Origin of the sequence: Vreelandella zhaodongensis (assembly GCF_013415115.1) — a bacterium.
Lineage (GTDB): Bacteria > Pseudomonadota > Gammaproteobacteria > Pseudomonadales > Halomonadaceae > Vreelandella > Vreelandella zhaodongensis.
In genome coordinates, this window is sequence record NZ_JACCDD010000009.1 from 75175 (window position 1) to 93810 (window position 18636).

15 protein-coding genes are annotated in these 18636 nt (G+C 52.4%); 5 read left to right on the top strand and 10 right to left on the bottom strand.

Translation table 11 applies throughout. From position 1 onward, the window contains the following. Positions 1-138: 138 nt before the first annotated feature. Both hemB and ppk1 read left to right on the top strand, forming a co-directional pair. The gene (hemB, locus tag HZS79_RS15230) at positions 139-1146 is read left to right on the top strand and encodes a porphobilinogen synthase (RefSeq protein ID WP_162218962.1); all 1008 of its coding nucleotides are present in this window, start codon (positions 139-141) and stop codon (positions 1144-1146) included. A gap of 123 nt (positions 1147-1269) precedes the next feature. Continuing rightward, on the top strand, positions 1270-3483 hold the full coding sequence (ppk1, locus tag HZS79_RS15235) for a polyphosphate kinase 1 (RefSeq protein ID WP_179928298.1): 2214 nt from the start codon (positions 1270-1272) through the stop codon (positions 3481-3483). A 68-nt stretch (positions 3484-3551) separates the two neighbouring features. Here the strand turns inward: ppk1 and metE are convergent, their stop codons facing one another. Further along, positions 3552-5849 (bottom strand): 5-methyltetrahydropteroyltriglutamate--homocysteine S-methyltransferase, encoded by a 2298-nt coding sequence (metE, locus tag HZS79_RS15240; protein ID WP_179928299.1) that lies wholly within the window; start codon positions 5847-5849, stop codon positions 3552-3554. 99 nt (positions 5850-5948) lie between these two features. Here metE and HZS79_RS15245 point away from each other — a divergent pair, with 99 nt between their 5' ends. Continuing rightward, on the top strand, positions 5949-6887 hold the full coding sequence (locus HZS79_RS15245; RefSeq protein ID WP_162218965.1) for a LysR family transcriptional regulator: 939 nt from the start codon (positions 5949-5951) through the stop codon (positions 6885-6887). Here the strand turns inward: HZS79_RS15245 and HZS79_RS15250 are convergent. Both HZS79_RS15250 and HZS79_RS15255 read right to left on the bottom strand, forming a co-directional pair. After that, complete coding sequence (locus tag HZS79_RS15250) at positions 6850-8445, bottom strand: ATP-binding protein (protein ID WP_162218966.1); 1596 nt, start codon at positions 8443-8445, stop codon at positions 6850-6852. The genes HZS79_RS15245 and HZS79_RS15250 overlap by 38 nt on opposite strands. A 23-nt stretch (positions 8446-8468) precedes the next feature. Next, on the bottom strand, positions 8469-9227 hold the full coding sequence (locus HZS79_RS15255) for a winged helix-turn-helix domain-containing protein (RefSeq protein WP_162218967.1): 759 nt from the start codon (positions 9225-9227) through the stop codon (positions 8469-8471). 230 nt (positions 9228-9457) lie between these two features. On the opposite strand from HZS79_RS15255, the gene HZS79_RS16920 reads away from it, so the two are divergent. Continuing rightward, positions 9458-9580 carry a hypothetical protein gene (locus tag HZS79_RS16920; RefSeq protein ID WP_274380168.1) on the top strand — a complete coding sequence of 41 codons (123 nt, stop codon included), beginning with the start codon at positions 9458-9460 and terminating at the stop codon, positions 9578-9580. A gap of 184 nt (positions 9581-9764) precedes the next feature. Here HZS79_RS16920 and HZS79_RS15260 read toward each other — a convergent pair whose 3' ends face one another. From HZS79_RS15260 to HZS79_RS15280, 5 genes are all read right to left on the bottom strand, one after another. Next, complete coding sequence (locus tag HZS79_RS15260; RefSeq protein ID WP_162218968.1) at positions 9765-9944, bottom strand: PLDc N-terminal domain-containing protein; 180 nt, start codon at positions 9942-9944, stop codon at positions 9765-9767. Positions 9945-10016: 72 nt separating this feature from the next. Next, complete coding sequence (locus HZS79_RS15265) at positions 10017-10532, bottom strand: retropepsin-like aspartic protease family protein (RefSeq protein WP_179928300.1); 516 nt, start codon at positions 10530-10532, stop codon at positions 10017-10019. A 37-nt stretch (positions 10533-10569) separates the two neighbouring features. After that, complete coding sequence (locus tag HZS79_RS15270; protein ID WP_179928301.1) at positions 10570-11919, bottom strand: MFS transporter; 1350 nt, start codon at positions 11917-11919, stop codon at positions 10570-10572. 185 nt (positions 11920-12104) lie between these two features. Beyond that, positions 12105-12269, bottom strand: coding sequence for a hypothetical protein (locus HZS79_RS15275; protein ID WP_179928275.1), 165 nt, complete (start codon positions 12267-12269; stop codon positions 12105-12107). Positions 12270-12298: 29 nt separating this feature from the next. Continuing rightward, positions 12299-13921 (bottom strand): BCCT family transporter, encoded by a 1623-nt coding sequence (locus HZS79_RS15280; protein ID WP_162218971.1) that lies wholly within the window; start codon positions 13919-13921, stop codon positions 12299-12301. A 229-nt stretch (positions 13922-14150) separates the two neighbouring features. Between HZS79_RS15280 and HZS79_RS15285 the strand changes: the two genes are divergently transcribed. Continuing rightward, the gene (locus HZS79_RS15285) at positions 14151-14507 is read left to right on the top strand and encodes a hypothetical protein (RefSeq protein WP_162218972.1); all 357 of its coding nucleotides are present in this window, start codon (positions 14151-14153) and stop codon (positions 14505-14507) included. A gap of 47 nt (positions 14508-14554) precedes the next feature. On the opposite strand, the gene HZS79_RS15290 is transcribed toward HZS79_RS15285, so the two are convergent. Together HZS79_RS15290 and glnE are read right to left on the bottom strand one after the other, a co-directional pair. Then, complete coding sequence (locus HZS79_RS15290; RefSeq protein WP_162218973.1) at positions 14555-15448, bottom strand: AEC family transporter; 894 nt, start codon at positions 15446-15448, stop codon at positions 14555-14557. A gap of 116 nt (positions 15449-15564) precedes the next feature. Further along, a complete protein-coding gene (glnE, locus tag HZS79_RS15295; RefSeq protein ID WP_179928302.1) occupies positions 15565-18564 on the bottom strand; it encodes a bifunctional [glutamate--ammonia ligase]-adenylyl-L-tyrosine phosphorylase/[glutamate--ammonia-ligase] adenylyltransferase in 3000 nt (999 codons plus the stop codon). Positions 18565-18636 lie beyond the last annotated feature (72 nt).

Sequence of the window (18636 nt, forward strand, 5' to 3'; positions counted from 1 at the left end):
ACGCCACCTAGTGTCGCTAAGTGACCCACTGTAGTCAGTCTGCAAAGCCACCACAAGCCAGCTTTCGCCTAAGGGTATGACTGATATACTCACCATAAGCCCTGAGGGCACCACTAAGTGATTTTCTGGAGAGAACCATTGAACACACCAAGTTCACGCCATTTTCCTGCCACCCGAATGCGTCGTATGCGTCGGGACGACTTCTCACGACGTCTGATGCAGGAATCAACCCTAACACCCAGCGATTTAATTCTGCCCGTCTTTGTGCTGGAAGGCGAAAACCAGCGTGAAGCGGTTGCTTCTATGCCTGGCGTTGAACGCCTTTCTATTGACCTGTTAATTGAACAGGCGCGTGAGGCTTACTCCCTGGGCATCCCCGCGCTTGCGCTATTTCCAGTGGTCGGCGAAGAGCACAAGAGCGAACTGGCCGAAGAGGCGTATAACGCCAACGGCTTGGTACAACGCAGTGTGCGAGCATTAAAAGAAGCCCTCCCTGAGCTGGGCATTATTACCGACGTGGCACTTGACCCTTACACCAGCCATGGCCAGGACGGCATCCTCGATGAACACGGGTATGTGCAAAACGACCGAACAGTGGACACACTGCTTAAACAAGCACTTTCCCACGCGGAAGCTGGCGCCGATGTTGTGGCCCCCTCAGACATGATGGATGGCCGTATCGGCGCGATCCGCCAAGTGTTAGAGCAAGAGCACCTGCATAACGTGCGCATTATGGCGTATAGCGCCAAGTATGCCTCTAATTATTATGGCCCCTTCCGCGATGCAGTCGGCTCGGCAGCAAATCTAGGCAAAGCGGATAAACGCACTTATCAGATGGACCCCGCCAATAGCGATGAAGCGCTGCATGAAGTAGCGATGGATATCGCCGAAGGCGCCGATATGGTGATGGTCAAACCCGGCATGCCCTACCTAGATGTGGTACGTCGGGTGAAAAGCGAGCTTCAAGTACCCACGTTCGCTTATCAAGTCAGCGGAGAGTACGCCATGCACCGTGCTGCTTTCGACAACGGTTGGCTAGACGCTGACAGCGTTATTATTGAGTCACTAATGTGCTTTAAACGTGCGGGCGCCGACGGCATTTTAAGCTACTTTGCCCTGGAGGCTGCACGCTTGTTAAGGCGCTAAAAAACGCCCTACGCGTCCAAGATGACAAACCGGTGACACCTGTTTGTCATCTTTTCTCGGCATACTCCAATGAACAATAGTTATCACGCTATGATGAGTATGAACCGTCGACGGGGGCCAACTATGGACGATCACGCAACAGAAACCACGCCAGCATCTCCTAGCGAGCCAACGAACGTTGCACACGAGACAATAAGCGGCGAGGGAGAGGTTTTGCCATTGCGCATCAATCGCACACCTACCGGAGTTCACGCGCGGGAGTCTCAGCCAGAAGCTGACTTAGATGACCCACAGCTTTACTTCAACCGCGAGCTTTCTCACCTGCAATTCAATATCCGCGTACTTGAGCAGGCGCTTGATGATGCTCACCCACTACTCAACCGGCTGATGTTTCTGCTGATATTCTCATCCAACATGGATGAGTTTTTCGAGATTAGAGTTGCCGGACTGAAGCATCAACTGGCATTGGGCGACGACACCACCGCCGCCGATGGTCGCTTACCAAAAGCCGTGCTGGCAGAAATTTCTGATATCGCTCATCAGCAAATTGCACGTCAATACCAAATATTGAACGAAACGCTACTGCCCGCTTTGGAAGCTCAGGGGCTACGTTTTCGTCGTCGCGATCAGTGGACCGACGAGCAAAAAGCCTGGGTACACACGTTCTTCGATAATGAGATTATGCCGGTTATCAGCCCTATCGGCTTAGACCCTTCACACCCATTCCCCAGGCTGGTTAATAAAAGCCTGAATTTTATCGTCGAGCTGGAAGGAAAAGATGCCTTTGGCCGCGCAGGGGGCATGGCGATTCTACCCGCCCCACGCTCACTACCCCGCCTGATGGCGCTACCCAAAGAACTATGTGCTGAGGGCTTCTCCGAGTACATTTTCTTATCGTCGATGATTCACGCCCACGCAGAAGAGCTTTTCCCTGGCATGCGCGTGCGCGGCTGTTACCAGTTCCGGCTCACCCGCAATGCCGATATGACCGTTGACCCGGAAGAGGTTTCGGATCTCGCCTCAGCACTGCGTGGAGAGCTGCTAGCACGCCGCTACGGCAACGGCGTGCGCCTCGAAGTTGCCGACAACTGCCCAGATGACTTAATCAGCTTTTTGCTGCGCCAGTTTGATCTAGAAAGCAACGACTTATACCGCGTTCAAGGCCCGGTAAATTTAACCCGCATGATGGCCGTGTTAGGAGACGTAGATCGGCCGGAGCTACTTTACCGCCCTTACACGCCGAGTGTCCCCAAGGCACTCAAAGGCGGCAGCTTGTTCAGCGCCATTGCCAAAAGCGATCTTCTGCTCCACCACCCGTTTCAATCATTTTCGCCTATCGAAGACCTACTACGTGAAGCCGCTCGCGACCCAGACGTATTGGCGATTAAGCAAACGCTCTATCGCACCGGTGCAGAATCGCCGATAGTTAGTGCGCTGGTAGACGCTGCCAGCCAGGGCAAAGAAGTGACGGTGGTGATTGAGCTGCGGGCGCGTTTCGATGAAGCCGATAACCTGCAATTGGCATCGCGCCTGCAGGAAGCCGGTGCCATCGTCATTTACGGCATTATGGCCTATAAAACCCACGCCAAAATGCTGCATATCGTACGGCGTGAAAAAGGCGAATTGCGCCACTACGCGCACTTAGGCACCGGCAACTATCACTCTAAAACGGCAAAGCTGTATACCGACTACAGCCTACTGACCGCCAACAAAGCACTCTGTGCCGATGTTCATAAGGTATTCCAGCAGCTTTCTGGCATGGGCCGCGCACGCAAAATCGACACACTGCTGCATGCACCGTTTACGCTCCATGAGCGCCTAGTCGAGATGATTGAACGAGAAGCCCAGGTTGCGCGCAAGGGTAAGCGGGGGCATATCATTATTAAGTGCAACTCACTGACTGAGCCCAAGCTAATTAAGGCGCTCTATCGCGCCTCCCAAACTGGCGTAGAGTGCGACCTGATCATTCGTGGCATGTGCTGCTTAAAACCTGGCATTGAAGGCGTCTCGGACAATATCCGCGTACGTTCGATTATTGGTCGCTTTTTAGAACATACCCGCGTCTTCCACTTCCATAACGATGGCAAGCCGGAAACGTGGTGCTCAAGCGCCGATTTTATGTCGCGCAATATGTTCCAGCGCGTCGAGACCTGCTTCCCGTTATTAGATAAAAAGCTCGCTACCCGCGTGCGCAAAGACCTAGAAACCTACCTTGTCGATAACTGCCAAAGCTGGCTTCTTAAAAGTGATGGCAGCTATCAGTTGCAAGATCCAGGCAACGGCGACGCTATCAGTGCCCAAGAAACATTGCTCTACGCCTATGCCACTAAGAGCTAGCGGGCTAAACGCCTAAGATCCCCCAACGCCGTAAGCGTCGGGGGGGGGGGGGTAGCAGTTAAGTGACGTCAGGCGTAGCGCTGGCGAAGCTGCTTAGCGGCTTCCACCATATTGGCGAGGGCTGGCTCCACTTCTGCCCAACCGCGAGTTTTTAAGCCACAATCGGGGTTCACCCACAACCTTTCAGCAGGAATTTTTTCCAGCCCTTTCTCCATCAGTGCCACCATCCATGCAACATCAGGAATATTGGGCGTGTGGATATCATAAACCCCTGGTCCAATTTCGTTCGGATACGCAAAGTCCTGGAAAGCATCTAGCAGTTCCATATTCGAACGCGAGGTTTCAATGGTGATCACATCCGCGTCTAACGCAGCGATGGCGCCAATGATGTCATTAAACTCCGAGTAGCACATATGGGTGTGAATCTGGGTGCTATCCGCGACACCCGCAGCGCTTAGCTGGAAACTCTCCACCGCCCAATCGAGATACGCCTGCCACTCATGCTGACGCAGCGGTAAGCCTTCACGCAGCGCAGGCTCATCAATTTGAATGACCTGAATACCGGCTTTTTCCAAATCCACTACTTCGTCACGCAGCGCCAGGGCAATCTGACGGCAAGTGGTCGCTCGGGGCTGGTCATCCCGCACAAATGACCACTGCAAAATAGTCACCGGCCCTGTCAACATGCCCTTCATGGGTTTGTCGGTCAGTGACTGGGCATATTCGCTCCAGCGAACTGTCATGGGCACTGGTCGCGTGACATCACCAAATATAATTGGCGGCTTAACGCAGCGGGAGCCATAACTTTGTACCCAGCCAAAACGCGTAAAGGCAAAACCAGCTAACTGTTCGCCAAAGTACTCCACCATGTCGTTCCGTTCAGCTTCACCGTGAACGGGAACATCCAGACCAAGCACTTCCTGTCGCTCAACGACATACGCGATTTCTTCACGCATACGCGTTTCATAATCCGCTTGGCTCAACTCGCCTGCTTTAAACGCCCGGCGAGCAGCGCGTATGTCGCTCGTTTGCGGAAAGGAGCCAATGGTGGTGGTGGGGAACAACGGCAGCGCCAGCGCTCGGCGCTGAGCCACGCTGCGATGGGCATAGGACGACTGACGCTGGCTGTCTTTAGCGGTAATGGCTGCAAGGCGACGACTCACGGCAGGCTGGTGAATACGAGCGGATGCACGGCGCGCATCCAGGGCACGCGTCGCCTCACTCACCCGTAGCTCATCAATGGGCGTTGCTCGGTTATCAATCAACTTGGCGAGGGTCACCACCTCATCCAGCTTTTGACGCGCAAACGCCAGCCAGCCAGCCAGTTCGCTATCCAGCTCCGTTTCCTGGGCAAGGTCCACCGGCACATGCAGCAGTGAGCAACTAGGCGCCAACCATAGCCGTTGGCCTAGGCGTACTTTTACTGGCAATAAACGTTCACGCAGGGCCGCTAAATCAGCGCGCCAAATATTACGGCCATCGACTAACCCGACTGAGAGCACTTGATGAGGGCTTAAACGATCAATCACGCTCTCTACCTGCGCGGGTGCACGCACGGCATCAATATGTAACCCAGCCACTGGCAGGCGAGTAGCGAGTGAAAGGTTATCGCCCAGCGCACCAAAATACGTCGCGACGAGTAACTTCAGTGGCGCTGACTGCAAGCGATGATAAGCACGCTCAAATGCCTGTTGCCACGCCAACGGCAAATCTTGCACTAAGGCTGGCTCGTCCAGCTGGACCCACTCAATGCCCTGGGTAGCCAAGCGCGAAAGAATTTCGCTGTATACATCCAACACACTGTCCAGCAGGCTCAGCCGATCAAATTCGCTGCCTTTGGCCTTACCCAGCCATAGCCAAGTAAGTGGGCCGATCAGCGTCACTTTAGGCGTAAAGCCTGCCTGTAAGGCTTCATCAACTTCATGAAACAAGCGGTCAGACGCCAACGTAAATACCTGCCCTTTATGCAGCTCAGGTACTAGATAGTGGTAATTGGTGTCAAAATACTTGGTCATTTCACATGCAGCGACAGGCGTGCCGCTAGGGGCACGGCCACGGGCCATGCGAAACGCGGTATCTAAATCAACGTTGCCTTTACTGACTTCTTGCTGAGCGTTAAAACGCGCAGGCACGGCACCTAGCATCACAGAAACGTTAAGCACCTGGTCGTAAAATGCAAAATCGCCAACGCTGACAAAATCTAGGCCAGCGTCTTGCTGAGTCTGCCAGTTAGCACACCGTAACGCCTGCCCTTCGGCTTCAAGCACTTCCCGCGACACATCGCCTTTCCAATAAGCTTCAGTAACTTTTTTAAGTTCTCGCTGGGCGCCGATACGGGGATAGCCGAGAATATGAGAAACTGTCATGATGAACTCTTCCAACGTGAATGATTTCACACAGTCTGCTCACCCCAGAAATATGAATCAAACTAAAGTTTTTAATACAAAACATGAAAAAAATTCACAATGATTGAATTACGTCACTTGCGTACGCTACTCGCCCTTCGGGAAACCGGCTCTCTGGTGGAAGCGGCCGAGCGGGTTCACTTGACGCAGTCAGCACTTTCTCACCAACTGAAAGACCTGGAAAGCCGCGTAGACAGCGCACTGTTTGTACGCAAAACGCGCCCTGTCGAATTCACCCGCGCGGGGCTCCGGCTATTAGCCCTTGCTGACGAGATCTTGCCCGAGGTACGCAAGGCAGAGCGGGACTTAGCACGCTTGGCGGGCACCGAGCAGGGCCGTTTACATATGGCCATTGAGTGCCACAGCTGTTTTCAGTGGCTGATGCCAACGGTGGACTATTTTCGCGATCACTGGCCAGAAGTGGAAATTGACATTCCCAGTGGCCATCACTTCGATCCGCTACCTGCACTTGCCAGAGAACAGCTGGATTTGGTCATTACCGCTGACCCTCAGCCGCTAGAAGGCGTTCACTACGCGCCGCTATTCCGGTACGAAGGGTTGCTTGCGGTTGCTCGTCAACATACCTTTGCCAGCCAAGGGTTTATCGAGCCCCAAGCGCTGGCCAATGAAACACTCATCACTTACCCGGTAGAGCATTCACGGTTGGATGTTTTCACTCAGTTTTTAGGCCCAGCCAATGTACGCCCGAAAGAGATTCGCACTGCGGAACTGACCATCATGATGATGCAGCTTGTTGCCAGCGGGAGAGGCGTCTGCGCCCTACCCAACTGGGCGCTCACCGAGTACCTGGAACGGGACTACGTTAGCGCTGTAAAACTGGGGGAGAAAGGTATTTGGAGTACGCTTTACGCCGCCATTCGAGAGGAAAATATAGAAGCGCCTTGGATGCAGGACTTTCTGCGCACCGCGAAAGAGACATCATTTGCGGTGCTGTCCGGCATTAAGCCGGTAACTCGCGACGAGGAATCAGCAGCGTAAAACGCGCGCCACCTAGTGTGGGACTGGTATCAACAGTAACGCTCCCACCGTGGCCTGCCATAATTTTTTGCACAATGGAAAGGCCAAGCCCATAGCCGCCGGAGCTACGGGCACGACTACCATCAAGACGGGCAAACGGCTTAAATATATCGCTGCGCGCTTCAGGTGGAATTCCCGGCCCGTCATCTTCAATGTCAATGCGTACCAAGTGGGGCTCATCCCACAGGCGAATGACCACCTGGGATTTGCCATAACGGCAAGCATTACTCACTAAGTTCTGCAATGCGCGCTGCAAGTAGCGTGGTTCAGCAAACAGCTCTACCTCTGCGCCAGCTTCTAGCGTTAACTGCAACTCCTGGTGCAGCGGTGACAAGGTATCAATGACGCGTTCAGCCATGGCGCGACACTCAACTAATGCCATTTCCAGTTCGACACCATTCATTGACTCACCCCCCAGGCGCGCGTAGGTGAGAATCTCGTCAACCAACTCGTCCAGCTCTGTAATATCCGCATCGATACCCTGAAGCTGACGCCGAATGGCGGGTTTATCGGTCATGTCTTCTACCATCTGCACGGCAAACCGTATCCTAGCCACCGGCGTTCGTAGCTCATGGGAAACAGCGCGAATCATCTCTTGCTGCCCTCTCAATAAGCTCTGCACTTGATTCGCCATACCATTAAATGCCATGCCTAAGCGGCCTAAAAAGTCACCGCTTTCTACCTTCACACGAGTCTCCAGACGCCCACTGGCAATCCTTGTAGCGGCTAACTCCAAGCGTGCCATACGCGCTTCGATACTCCGCATAATCAAGTAAATGATCAGGCTTAGCACCACCATTAGCCCAACGAGTAAGGGCAAGTGCAAATTGATCGGTAACGTATCACCACGGGACGTCGGGCCAGCCTGTAACCACTGGTTTTCACCCGGCACCTTATAAATCAGCATTAGTGAAAGCTGATCTGACACCAAACGGATAAGAACATCCCCTGAGGCAAGCTGGGCCTGTTGACCTGGCGTGAGATCCACAGGCGGAGAAGAGCGCAACGTAAGCGGCCAACTGCCTGAGGCTAGCGAGGTCATGGCCTCTGCCCGCGCTTCATGGGGCATGCTACCTAGCCACTCACCCAGTAGTACCATACTGCCTTGCCACTGTTGCTCACTCCAGGTGGATAAAGAGGCTTTCAGCATCCACTCATCATCAGGCAGTCGTTGACGCAGTCGCCAAGGAGAAGCCGCCACTAAAACGGAGCCACGCTCTACCCGAGTTCGCTCAAAGTAGCTAAGCCCAGCCTCATCAATACGCTGCAGAGAAAGCTGCATGTTTAGCTGGTCAGAAAAGTGGGCAATGGTCGGTTCCCACTCCGTTTCGGGTAACGCAGCAAGCTGCTGTGTCATCAACGACATGGGAAGTGCAGCAAGCTGTTCGCGGTAGTCTTCCCGGCGCACCTGTTCAATAAAGGAGCGCCCTACCAAGGCAATAAAAAATATGACGCAAAGTGCCAGGCCCAGCAGCAGATAAAATCTTAAAAACGAACCGTGGCCCAACACTCGTCGCATACAGACTCCCTCTAATCGTTCGACTAGCTATCTTTGACAAAAAGATAACCCTTGCTGCGCACTGTTTTAATACGATGTGGCTGATTGGGGTCATCGCCTACCTTGGGACGAATACGCGAAACGCGCACGTCGATGGAGCGGTCTTGCCCATCGTATTTGATACCGCGCAGCTCGTTAAAAATTTCTTCACGCGTCAGCACTCTCCCCGCGTTACTCGCCAATAACCAAAGCAGATCAAATTCCGCGCTGGTGAGATCGATGCGTTCTCCAGAAAGCCATGCTTCGCGCGTTGCATTATCAATCTCTATATTGTCGAAGCGCAGGCGCATTTCGCCACCAGGCGCTGGGGCATCCGCGCGACGCAGCAGGGCTCGCATACGCGCTAGCAGCACCCGTGGCTGTACCGGTTTTGGCACATAGTCATCCGCCCCCATCTCCAGGCCCAGTACTTGGTCAAGATCATCTGCGCGGGCCGTTAGCATCATAATGGGCCCTGCAAAGTTTGGCCGTACGCGGCGGCAAATAGCCAAACCGTCTTCGCCCGGCAGCATCAAATCCAGAATGACCAAGTCTGGCTGAAGGGTTAAGATGCGATCCACCCCTTTTGCACCATCCGCTTCCAGCGTAACCTGAAAGCCGTTCGCTTCAAGGTATTCGCGGGTAAGCTCTGCTAAACGCTGGTCATCTTCGATAATCAGTACATGGTCCTGATCAGGATAACTAGGTGTCGCGGAGTCTTGCGCGCCAAGCGCCTGAAATTGCTGTTCCAAGTGATCTACCATCCTTTATATTCACTCCGCTTAGGCAGTTTGTCTTTGCACCCGCTCACCCTTATAAAAAAGCAGGTTGTGATTCCTTCCAGGATACCTTAAAACCATCCAAACGCCTGCCCCTTCCTTTATTGCCCACACTTATATATGCCTAGTTGGACAACTAACCACCTTGATTCTTCTGTCACCAAGCGCTAATGTTAATTCGCCAACTGTCGACAATCAGGCAGGAGAAGTATGTAATGGAAAACAGTAAAGCTAAGAGCGTGATTAAACGTGTGTACGTGCCTACCCAAGTGCGCGATCTCCCTAACGGAGAAAAGCTAACCATACCAGGGCACTACAAAGCGCCGCCACGTGAATGACATAGCCCTAAATTTGTTAGGCAACATCGAGTCTTGGTTAATGCTTACGCTAGGTGACTGAAAAACCATTTTCTAAACTAACTTAGTTTCCAAAGTGACTTAGCTGCTGGCTAAAGTAACTCGATTACTAAAAAGGCAGGCCGGTGTGGCCTGCCTTTTTACTATCAAAATCATGCTACTACCACTAGCCTTTGGGGCCTAGCAAGAACCACACAATTAACCCAAGCAGCGGGAAAAATAGTAGCACTAGTATCCAGAGTAATTTTGCCAAACCGCCCGCTGAGCTTTTTGCGACTTTGACGATTGCCCATACAACAATAATGAGCCAAATCAGACCGAGTAATCCACCTACTTCAATACCCATATCCACTCCTAGATGGGTGAGACTCCATGCGCTTTAAGCTAAGCATATCGTTGCCAAGCATACAAGCTACATTCACTCCACAGGCAAGCTTAGCGTCATTTCTCCACTGCGTATTTCAATCGTCAATAAATTAAGAAAACTCATGCCAAGCAGTACGATATCGTTTTCCATTCCTGGGCTTATGGAACCTTGTACATCACTTACTCGGATACCGCCTAAGATCACTTCATCAAGCTGCGTCAATGCCCCTTCTACGCGACCATTAGCAGTATTGAACCATGCTCGCCGCCCCGCCACTAGCCCAAGCTCATCCGCTAAGCGGCTGGGCACTGCTATATAAGTGGCTCCGGTATCTAGCAAAAACATCACTGGCTGCCCATTGATCTGCCCAGGGGCTTTAAAATGACCAGCACGGTTGCGTTTTAACGTGACGGGCCCATCATCAAGCGTGGCATATGCCACGTGAGCGTTGGGTGTGATGATCTTTTTAAACCCACCGTCCAACAACCACGTCCCCGCCGCCAATAGAAGCACCCAGAAGAGAAGCATCATGACGATACCGCCACGCTGTATAGAGTGCGTTTTCATGCATCACCTCCTGGAGATTTGCCTCTCCTCGGCGGGCTTATACATTACTGTTCCAAGCCAAGGCGGCATCGCGGCCTCGCTGTTCATTAACACCCGCACATATCAGCATAGCGATAATAAATAACGCGGCACACAAAAGAATAGACGCTTGCAGGCCAACCAGCGTTTGCAACACGCCAAGCATGACAATACCAAACACGCCTGCCAGCTTATTAGCCAGTCCCCAAAACCCGAAAAACTCAGCAGACTTTTTCAAGGGCGAAAAGACACCCACAAGCGCCCTGCTAGCTGACTGGCTAGAACCTAAACTGAGCCCAGCTAAACAACCCACCACTAAAAAGACATATTGCGCTTCCCATTCCAATGCAAAACGGCTGTTAACCCAACCCGTTAGCTCAGGCGTGACCCATATTGATAAGATAGCGAGTACCCAAAGCGCCAAGGTCATTTGATAAGTCCGCTTGGCACCCAGCTTATCTTGCAGGAAGCCAAACCCGAGCGCGCCAACTGCTGCCGTTATCTGAACGATGATAAACATGATATTACGTACACTTTCCTCCCAACCGATGACTTGGGCACCGTAAATAAAGGCAAACGCAATAATGATGTAGACACCCGCCATCGAAAATAACAGCGACGCTAAAAAGACAGTTAAATCTTTAAAGTGGCGCAACTCGTTAAAAGTTACCTGGACACGCTCTAGCGCAATGCGATAGTAGGAAACACCACGGGGTTGCGGCACACCGCGCTCTTTAAGCCAAAAGAACGTCGGTAAGGCCGCCACTAAAAAAAAGCCGGCGGCAAAAGGCCCTACCCAGCGTATGCGCTCAAAGTTTTCTACGGTGGCCTCCCCTAGCACAACTAGAGTAAAACCAGCCGCAAATAGCCCACCGATATAGCCTAACGCCCAACCAAAACCAGAAATTTTGCCCAATGAACTCGGCGGCCCGAGCTCAGGTAAAAAAGCCGCAATAAACGACTCTCCCATGGAGTAGGCGTAGTTAGACAACACAATTAACAGCAACCCCACAACAACATAACCAGGCTCGACAAAGTAGAGCATGGCAGTAGTTGCCACGGTGGCGAGGTAACTAATAAATAAGAAGCGCTTCTTTTCTGCCCGATAGTCCATGACGGCACCGCACAAGGGGGCTGTTATCACCACCATCAAATAGCTTAACGCCAGCGCTAAACTCCATAAAAAATTGGCTAGGCGAAACCCATCGCCTCGATCTCCCACAATCACGGTGGTAAACAGCTCGCCGAATACCACGGTAATAATGAGCAAAGTGTAAGCTTGATTGGCAAAATCAAACATTGCCCAACCGAATATCTCGCGACGCGATGCGTGGGTGGTTTCATCCTTGGCCGAATTCGCAGGCAACATGCAGGCTCTCTCTGGAAAAAAGTGGGCTCATCAACACGGTTGGAAAACAGAGCAAATAGTGTAACGACTCAATAGCACAGACAGGATGATATACGGCTACATAACACGCAGGGGCAACCCATGTAAAAGCGAACGCCCGGCATAGCCGGGCGTGTCTAACAAAGATGGATGCTAAGTGGTAAATCTCATAGCAACCAGTGTGCCAGAACGGCCGATATACCAACCACTAAGGCCGTAATCACCGCTACCGTCACTACGCGGTCTAACCAACGGTCAAACGCCCCCCCTTTCGGCTGTTTTCTCGTTGCGCCGTGACGTCCATGACGTGTCATAAGCACGCTTGCTCCCATGAGTGCTTCCTTTATCAACATCGTGTTAGCTATTTAATACGGCGATTCACCACGCTTGGGGCACGACGCAGGCGCTCCTCTTCACCCAACTGCTCTGCCTCGAACGCATCAGCACCAACAGGCGTTTCTCCGTGGCGACGGTATAGCTGTGTCAGCATCGCTTTGCGGTCTGCTCGCAGCTCACGCACCAACACTACAATCATCATATACAAAATAAAGGTAAACGGTAGTGCTGAGAGTACTGCCGCTGACTGCAGGCCAGAAAGGCCGCCCGCCATAATTAACGTGAGGCAAATGGCAGCGATCAATACGCCCCAAATGATGCGCTTATAAAGCGGTGGGTTGATAGACCCATTATCTGTCATTTGCGCCACAATGTATGACGCAGAGTCCGCTGAGGTCACCAAGAAAATAAAAATAAGCATCATTGCCACAACAGACAACACGCCCGTAAAGGGCATCAGCTCGAACATCTCGAACAACGCCACGGTAATATTGGCTTGAGTGGCAGCAGCCAAGCCAACGTCGCTGCCCGACATTTCCATATGCAGTGCCGCTCCACCAAACACACCAATCCACAAACACGCTAACAAAGGAGGGACAAACAGCACACCAAAGACATACTCCTTAATGGTACGGCCACGGGAAACACGCGCCACAAAGGTACCGACAAAGGGTGACCAAGCAATGACCCATGCCCAGTAGAAAATAGTCCAGCTGCTCGCCCATTCATTATCGCTATAGGGTGAAATACGTAGACTCATGCCAATAAAGTTTTGCAGATAATCGCCAATACCCAGGGTAATGGTCTCTAAAATAGCAATAGTAGGACCTGTTATTAACACATACAGCATTAAGCCAATGCACAAAATCATATTCAGGTTAGATAACCGTTTGATTCCTTTATCAAGTCCTGACCAGGTCGATGCCATGTAAGCGCAAAACATGACAAATAAAATAATAAATTGCCAAAGTCCATTTTCTGGCAGCCCAAATACCGCATTAAGGCCACCGTTCATTTGCAGCACACCTAAACCAAGCGAGGTGGCCACACCCATGACGGTGGCAACCACGGCAAAGATATCTAGCCACGACGCATAAGGCCGCACACGGGGATGCTTGGCTGTTACCGAAGAGAGCACGGAAGACACCAGTCCAGCCTGGCCTTTGCGAAACTGAAAGTAGGCGATTATCAAACCCACCACTGAAAACGCGGCCCACTGATGAATACCCCAATTAAAGTAGCTGTACTGGATCGCATAGCGTGCGGCAGCCTGTGTTTCAGCGGGAACATCGCCATAAGGTGGGCTGATATAGTGAGTCATTGGCTCTGCCATGCCATAGAACACCAGCCCGACACCAAAGCCAGCCGCTAGCAGCATACTAATCCAGGAAAAAAAACTGTAACTGGGTGTGCTGTCTTGCGGACCCAGCCTTACTTTGCCGTACTTACTCAGTGCTAGACCAACGAGAAAGACGACGAAGCCGAACACCGAAAATAAATAAAACCAGCCGAACAGCTCAGTTACTGACGTGAGCGCCGCCTGAGCGGCATTACCAAAGCCTTCTGGAAACATTGCGCCAATAATAACCAAGCCGAATATAATGATCGCAGATGCGACAAATACCGACTTGCCACCATGATTTGCCATATAACCATCCTGTTAGATGAGCACTGTGGGCGATAGTATGAAATGTGTCGATAAGTGCTGGCATTATGGAAATATTGATGCGGTACCAAGCCTTTACCGACAGGGGCATTAACCTAACACAAACCTATAAAATGTCGTCGCCACTCAAATGAAGAAATGTTAACCCCAGCCTGGAACTTGCTACCCATGCTGGGTTCAAATGAGCTGCATATGAACGATGGAGGCTTTCATGCCGCAAATGAATCGCGATCAACGCAATGCCGCTTGGCAAGCTGCCAACCAGTGGCGTGCTCGTGCCGCCCAGACCCAGCCCAATGGCTTGGTGGGCAGTTTAAAACTGTTACTAACATGGTTGGCATTTGGCGCACTGATGATTGTTGGCGTCGTGCTTGGGCTATTTTTCTTATTAATTGGCTGGGCGATGATGCCATTTGTACGCCATAAAATGAAAAAGCGCATGGAGCAGATGCGCGCTGACCATGCTCAGGACATAGGCAGTGGTTACGCTGGAAGCGGCCCATCTACGAGCCAACAGGACGCATTGGAAGGTAGTTACGAAGTTAAAGACGATCCCCGACGCTCTTAGTCATTTTTCCCAGCCATTGCTCACCACTTTTCAAAAAGCAGCCGTCGCTAGGACGGCATCCGTATCCAAGTAAACGCCGCCGCCAGTGCGAGTGGCATTACCACAAGGCTACCCAAGTTGCCGATCAGCACCAGCGAAGCAACTTTTTGCGGTGCCAACTTATATTGTTCTGCTACAAGGTAATTCAGCACCGCAGGCGGTAACACAGAAAAAACTAGCAGTACGGCCATTTGTAATGGATTTAATGGCAGAAGCCACATTAATGGAAGTGCAATTACCAAGCCTGAAAGCGGACAAAGCACAGCGCCCAATACCCCTGTACGCCAGTCGCTAAAGTCGATTTCCAGTAACCGAACGCCCAGCGCGAAAAGCATCAGTGGAATACAGATACCACCAAGCATATGCATCGCTTCAAGTAACCAGCTGGGCAACGGCACGCCTCCTACGTTAAGCGCCAGCCCTGCAAGGCTAGCTGCCACAATTGGCATGCGTAACAATCGCCATAACGAGGTGCGTGGGTCTAACATATACAGCCCCACCGAGAAGTGCAGCAGCATCTCGACAATAAACACGACTACCGCTGCTGGTAGCGCCTCCGGACCAAAAGCGAGCACTAATAACGGCACGCCCATATTGCCGGAGTTATTAAACATCATTGGCGGCAGGAACACTTTGGTGTCCAGTGACAGCCACTTAGCGACCGGCCAAAGCACAAGACCAGACCCAAGCACCACTGCCACCGCTGCGGTTGCAAGCCAAGCGTAATCCGCCAAGGGTGCTTGACGATCGGCCAACACTGCGAAGACAAGCAGTGGAACAAACAGCTCCATATTGAGAGTGTTCAAACTTCGGATATCTGGACTGCGGTAACGCCCGTAGGCGGCTCCGCAGCCAGTAATCAAGAACACGGGCAACAAGGTGGCAAGAATATGACCCGTCATGCGTCCGCCAAACGGTAGGCGCGCTGATAAGTCGTCGCTGGCATAGGGAATCGTGTCCTTTTTGTTATCAGGCTATCTTCCCTTTCGATGCTACTTAAAAACACTTACCTCGCCAATCATGGTTTAAGTAAATGTTGCCAAAGTGCTATCACCACCTCACGATGGGAGTTGAACGCCTGAGCATCCACGGTTGTATTTTCACCCGTTAACGCAGCACGGTGAGAGCGGCTTCGATAGGCAAGATAAGCGTCTCTCAACTGATCCGCCTCTTCTTGAGTGACATGACCACTCGCCGCTAGGGTTTCCAGAATGCGGATATTATCGCTGTAGGTAATCAGTGCGGGAGTCTGATGGGCAAACGCTAACACAGCGTATTGGCATAAAAATTCGATATCCACCATGCCACCCGCATCATGCTTCAGGCTAAACACCTCCCCTTCAGCATTACCTGGCTGTCCTTTTGAGCCCTGGCCTTTTGAACCCTGACCTTTTGAACCAAGATGATCACGCATTTTATGACGCATGCTGACCACATCATCCTGCAAGGCCTTTAGGTCGCGTTTACATTGCAATACATCACCACGGATAACATCGAACTTCTCCGCTAATGACGAGTGACCAGCCACAACACGCGCCCGCACTAGCGCCTGGTGCTCCCAAGTCCAGGCATTTTGGCGTTGATACTCAGCAAAGGCGTCCAAGGAGGTGACCAACAATCCGGCATTGCCCGAAGGACGCAGTCGCATATCAACCTCATAGAGGCTGCCCGCCGGTGTTATCGCTGTTAGAAGGTGAATAATGCGCTGGCCTAGTCGGGTAAAAAATACCGGCGTATCGATTGGTCTAGCACCATCAGTAGTGCCTTTCCCATCACTATCGTGGAGAAACACCAAGTCCAAATCAGAGCCATACCCCAGCTCAATGCCCCCCAGCTTGCCGTACCCTACAATCAGAAAGGCTGGCTCCCGCGCATTCAACCCTTCTGGCACGCCATGTTTACGCGTGATGTGCTTCCAGGCCATTACCAGCACCGCATCCAGAATCACTTCAGCGATATACGTTAAGTAATCGCTTACTTTCATCAGATGACGTGTTCCTGCGATATCCGATGCAGCAACATGGAGCATTTGTGCATGCTTGAACACACGTAATGCTTCTAGCTGTGCCTCATCATCATCTTCCGGCAAACGGTTTAACGTTTGGCGTAGCTCATCTGCCAAACGTGACTTGTCAGCGGGGGTATACAGCGTATCTGGAGTTAACAACTCATCGAGCAGAATGGGGTAGCGTGCTAGCTGCTCGGCAATCCAAGGACTCTCTGAACACAATCGCATCAAGTGTTCGAGAGCCTGGGGGTTTTCTCGCAGCAGGGCAAGGTAGGCGGTACGCCTTAGCACTGACTCAATGAGCGGCTGCACTCTCGACAACGCCGTATCTGGTAGCTCGCTCTCAGCGATGGCGTTTAGCAGTAGCGGCATCAGTGCATCCAGCCGCTCAAAGCCAATGCGCTGCATGCTTTGCACTTGGCGGGAATGGTAAAGGCCATGCAGCCGTTTAAGCACTTTCTCCGGCTCCAGAAAACCGGCATCAGCAAGCAGTGCTACGGCCTCTTCCTGCTCTAGCTCGCCGCGCCACAGTAACCGCCATTGCGACACGCCAAGGTTGTCGTCACGACTCTCTGCATCAGTGTCGTCTTCAGGATCCGCGATCACCGCATCAAAGTGCTGACGAACACGCTCGCGCACTTCATCCAGTTGCGCCATTAAACCAGGCCAATCTTCATGCCCCATGGCATAGGCGACACGCTCACGATCTTCATCATCCACTGGCAGCGTTTGGGTTTGCCGGTCTTCGAGTGCCTGAATGGCGTGCTCAACGTCACGCAGGAACGCGTAATCCGGCAACAACTCATCGACAACGGCCTGGGGCAGCAAGCCCAGCTCGGGCAACCGATTCAGCGCGGTCTTTAACGACGTTACCTGGAGCTCCGTATCACGACCACCGCGAATCAGCTGAAACGCCTGCACCACGAACTCGACTTCCCGTATTCCCCCAGGCCCCAACTTGATGTTGCTCTGCATCCCCTTACGCTTTACTTCACGATTGATCATCGCCTTTAACTCACGCAGCGACTCAATCGCGCCAAAATCCAGGTAACGGCGATACACAAACGGCCTTAGGCTTGCCAGTAGTTCCTGACCAGCCTCAAGATCTCCTGCCACGGGGCGCGCTTTCAACATGGCATAGCGCTCCCACTCTCGGCCCTGGTCTTGGTAGTAGCTGGAGAGCATCGAGAAGTTGCCCACAAGAGGGCCGCCGTCGCCAAGCGGGCGTAGACGCATATCGACTCGAAATACGAAACCATCAGCCGTCATCGCATCGAGTGCCGCAATCAACTTTTGACCGAGCTTTGTGAAGTACTCCTGATGCTCAAGTGGTTTGCGTCCTCCTTCGGTCTCGCCTTTTTCAGGGAAAGCGAAGATCAGGTCGATATCTGATGAGAGGTTGAGTTCCCCTGCGCCGAGCTTACCCATGCCCAAAACGACAAGCCGCTGATCCGAGCCGTCAGCACGCGGTGCTGGTAGCCCCCAACGTGGCGCATAAAAACGCTCAAGCCAGCTTAGCGCGGCTTCGGTACAGATCTCTGCTAGCCAGGAGACAGCCTGAGCAGTGTCCCACATGGTGTAGCCATCAGGACGATTAAGGTCGCGCCATACAATCCCCAGCATGCGGGCACGACGAAAACGGCGGATAGCGCGATGCATTGCCGCTTCATCATCGGCATTTTCCAGCGCGTCATCTAACCAGCTCGCCTGCTTTTCTTTGCTGGGAGTAGCATCCAGTTCACCAGCCACATCTAAATCAATCAGCCAGTGTGGGAAGTGCGCTAAGGTATCGAGTGCAAAACTTGAGATGGTCACGACGCTGGCTAACGCTTCACGACGCGCGCCGGAAAGTGCCTCCCAACTGCTAGAAGGCAGCGGCTGCTTGGTCATTGAAGCAATATTATCTGCTTGACTAAGTGCTTCACTTAACCGCTGCCAAGCGTGCTGCGCAGTGGACTTAAGCGCTGCAGGCAGCACACTTTGGGGTAAAAACGCGTCGTCTAACTGCATAACCACCTCTCTGCCAAGCGTCTATTATGTTTATTAATGAGGCTAACCGCTGTGTTGGCTGAATAAAGCAAG

Excerpts from the sequence above, each read along its gene's own strand:
- HZS79_RS15265 (WP_179928300.1), bottom strand. The coding sequence starts at position 10,532 with ATGAAAACGCACTCTATACAGCGTGGCGGTATCGTCATGATGCTTCTC.
- HZS79_RS15250 (WP_162218966.1), bottom strand. The coding sequence starts at position 8,445 with ATGCGACGAGTGTTGGGCCACGGTTCGTTTTTAAGATTTTATCTGCTG.
- HZS79_RS15290 (WP_162218973.1), bottom strand. The coding sequence starts at position 15,448 with ATGACGGGTCATATTCTTGCCACCTTGTTGCCCGTGTTCTTGATTACT.
- HZS79_RS15260 (WP_162218968.1), bottom strand. The coding sequence starts at position 9,944 with ATGGGTATTGAAGTAGGTGGATTACTCGGTCTGATTTGGCTCATTATT.
- HZS79_RS15255 (WP_162218967.1), bottom strand. The coding sequence starts at position 9,227 with ATGGTAGATCACTTGGAACAGCAATTTCAGGCGCTTGGCGCGCAAGAC.
- HZS79_RS15275 (WP_179928275.1), bottom strand. The coding sequence starts at position 12,269 with ATGGGAGCAAGCGTGCTTATGACACGTCATGGACGTCACGGCGCAACG.
- glnE (WP_179928302.1), bottom strand. The coding sequence starts at position 18,564 with ATGCAGTTAGACGACGCGTTTTTACCCCAAAGTGTGCTGCCTGCAGCG.
- HZS79_RS15285 (WP_162218972.1), top strand. The coding sequence starts at position 14,151 with ATGCCGCAAATGAATCGCGATCAACGCAATGCCGCTTGGCAAGCTGCC.
- HZS79_RS15245 (WP_162218965.1), top strand. The coding sequence starts at position 5,949 with ATGATTGAATTACGTCACTTGCGTACGCTACTCGCCCTTCGGGAAACC.
- ppk1 (WP_179928298.1), top strand. The coding sequence starts at position 1,270 with ATGGACGATCACGCAACAGAAACCACGCCAGCATCTCCTAGCGAGCCA.
- metE (WP_179928299.1), bottom strand. The coding sequence starts at position 5,849 with ATGACAGTTTCTCATATTCTCGGCTATCCCCGTATCGGCGCCCAGCGA.
- HZS79_RS15280 (WP_162218971.1), bottom strand. The coding sequence starts at position 13,921 with ATGGCAAATCATGGTGGCAAGTCGGTATTTGTCGCATCTGCGATCATT.
- HZS79_RS16920 (WP_274380168.1), top strand. The coding sequence starts at position 9,458 with ATGGAAAACAGTAAAGCTAAGAGCGTGATTAAACGTGTGTACGTGCCT.
- HZS79_RS15270 (WP_179928301.1), bottom strand. The coding sequence starts at position 11,919 with ATGTTGCCTGCGAATTCGGCCAAGGATGAAACCACCCACGCATCGCGT.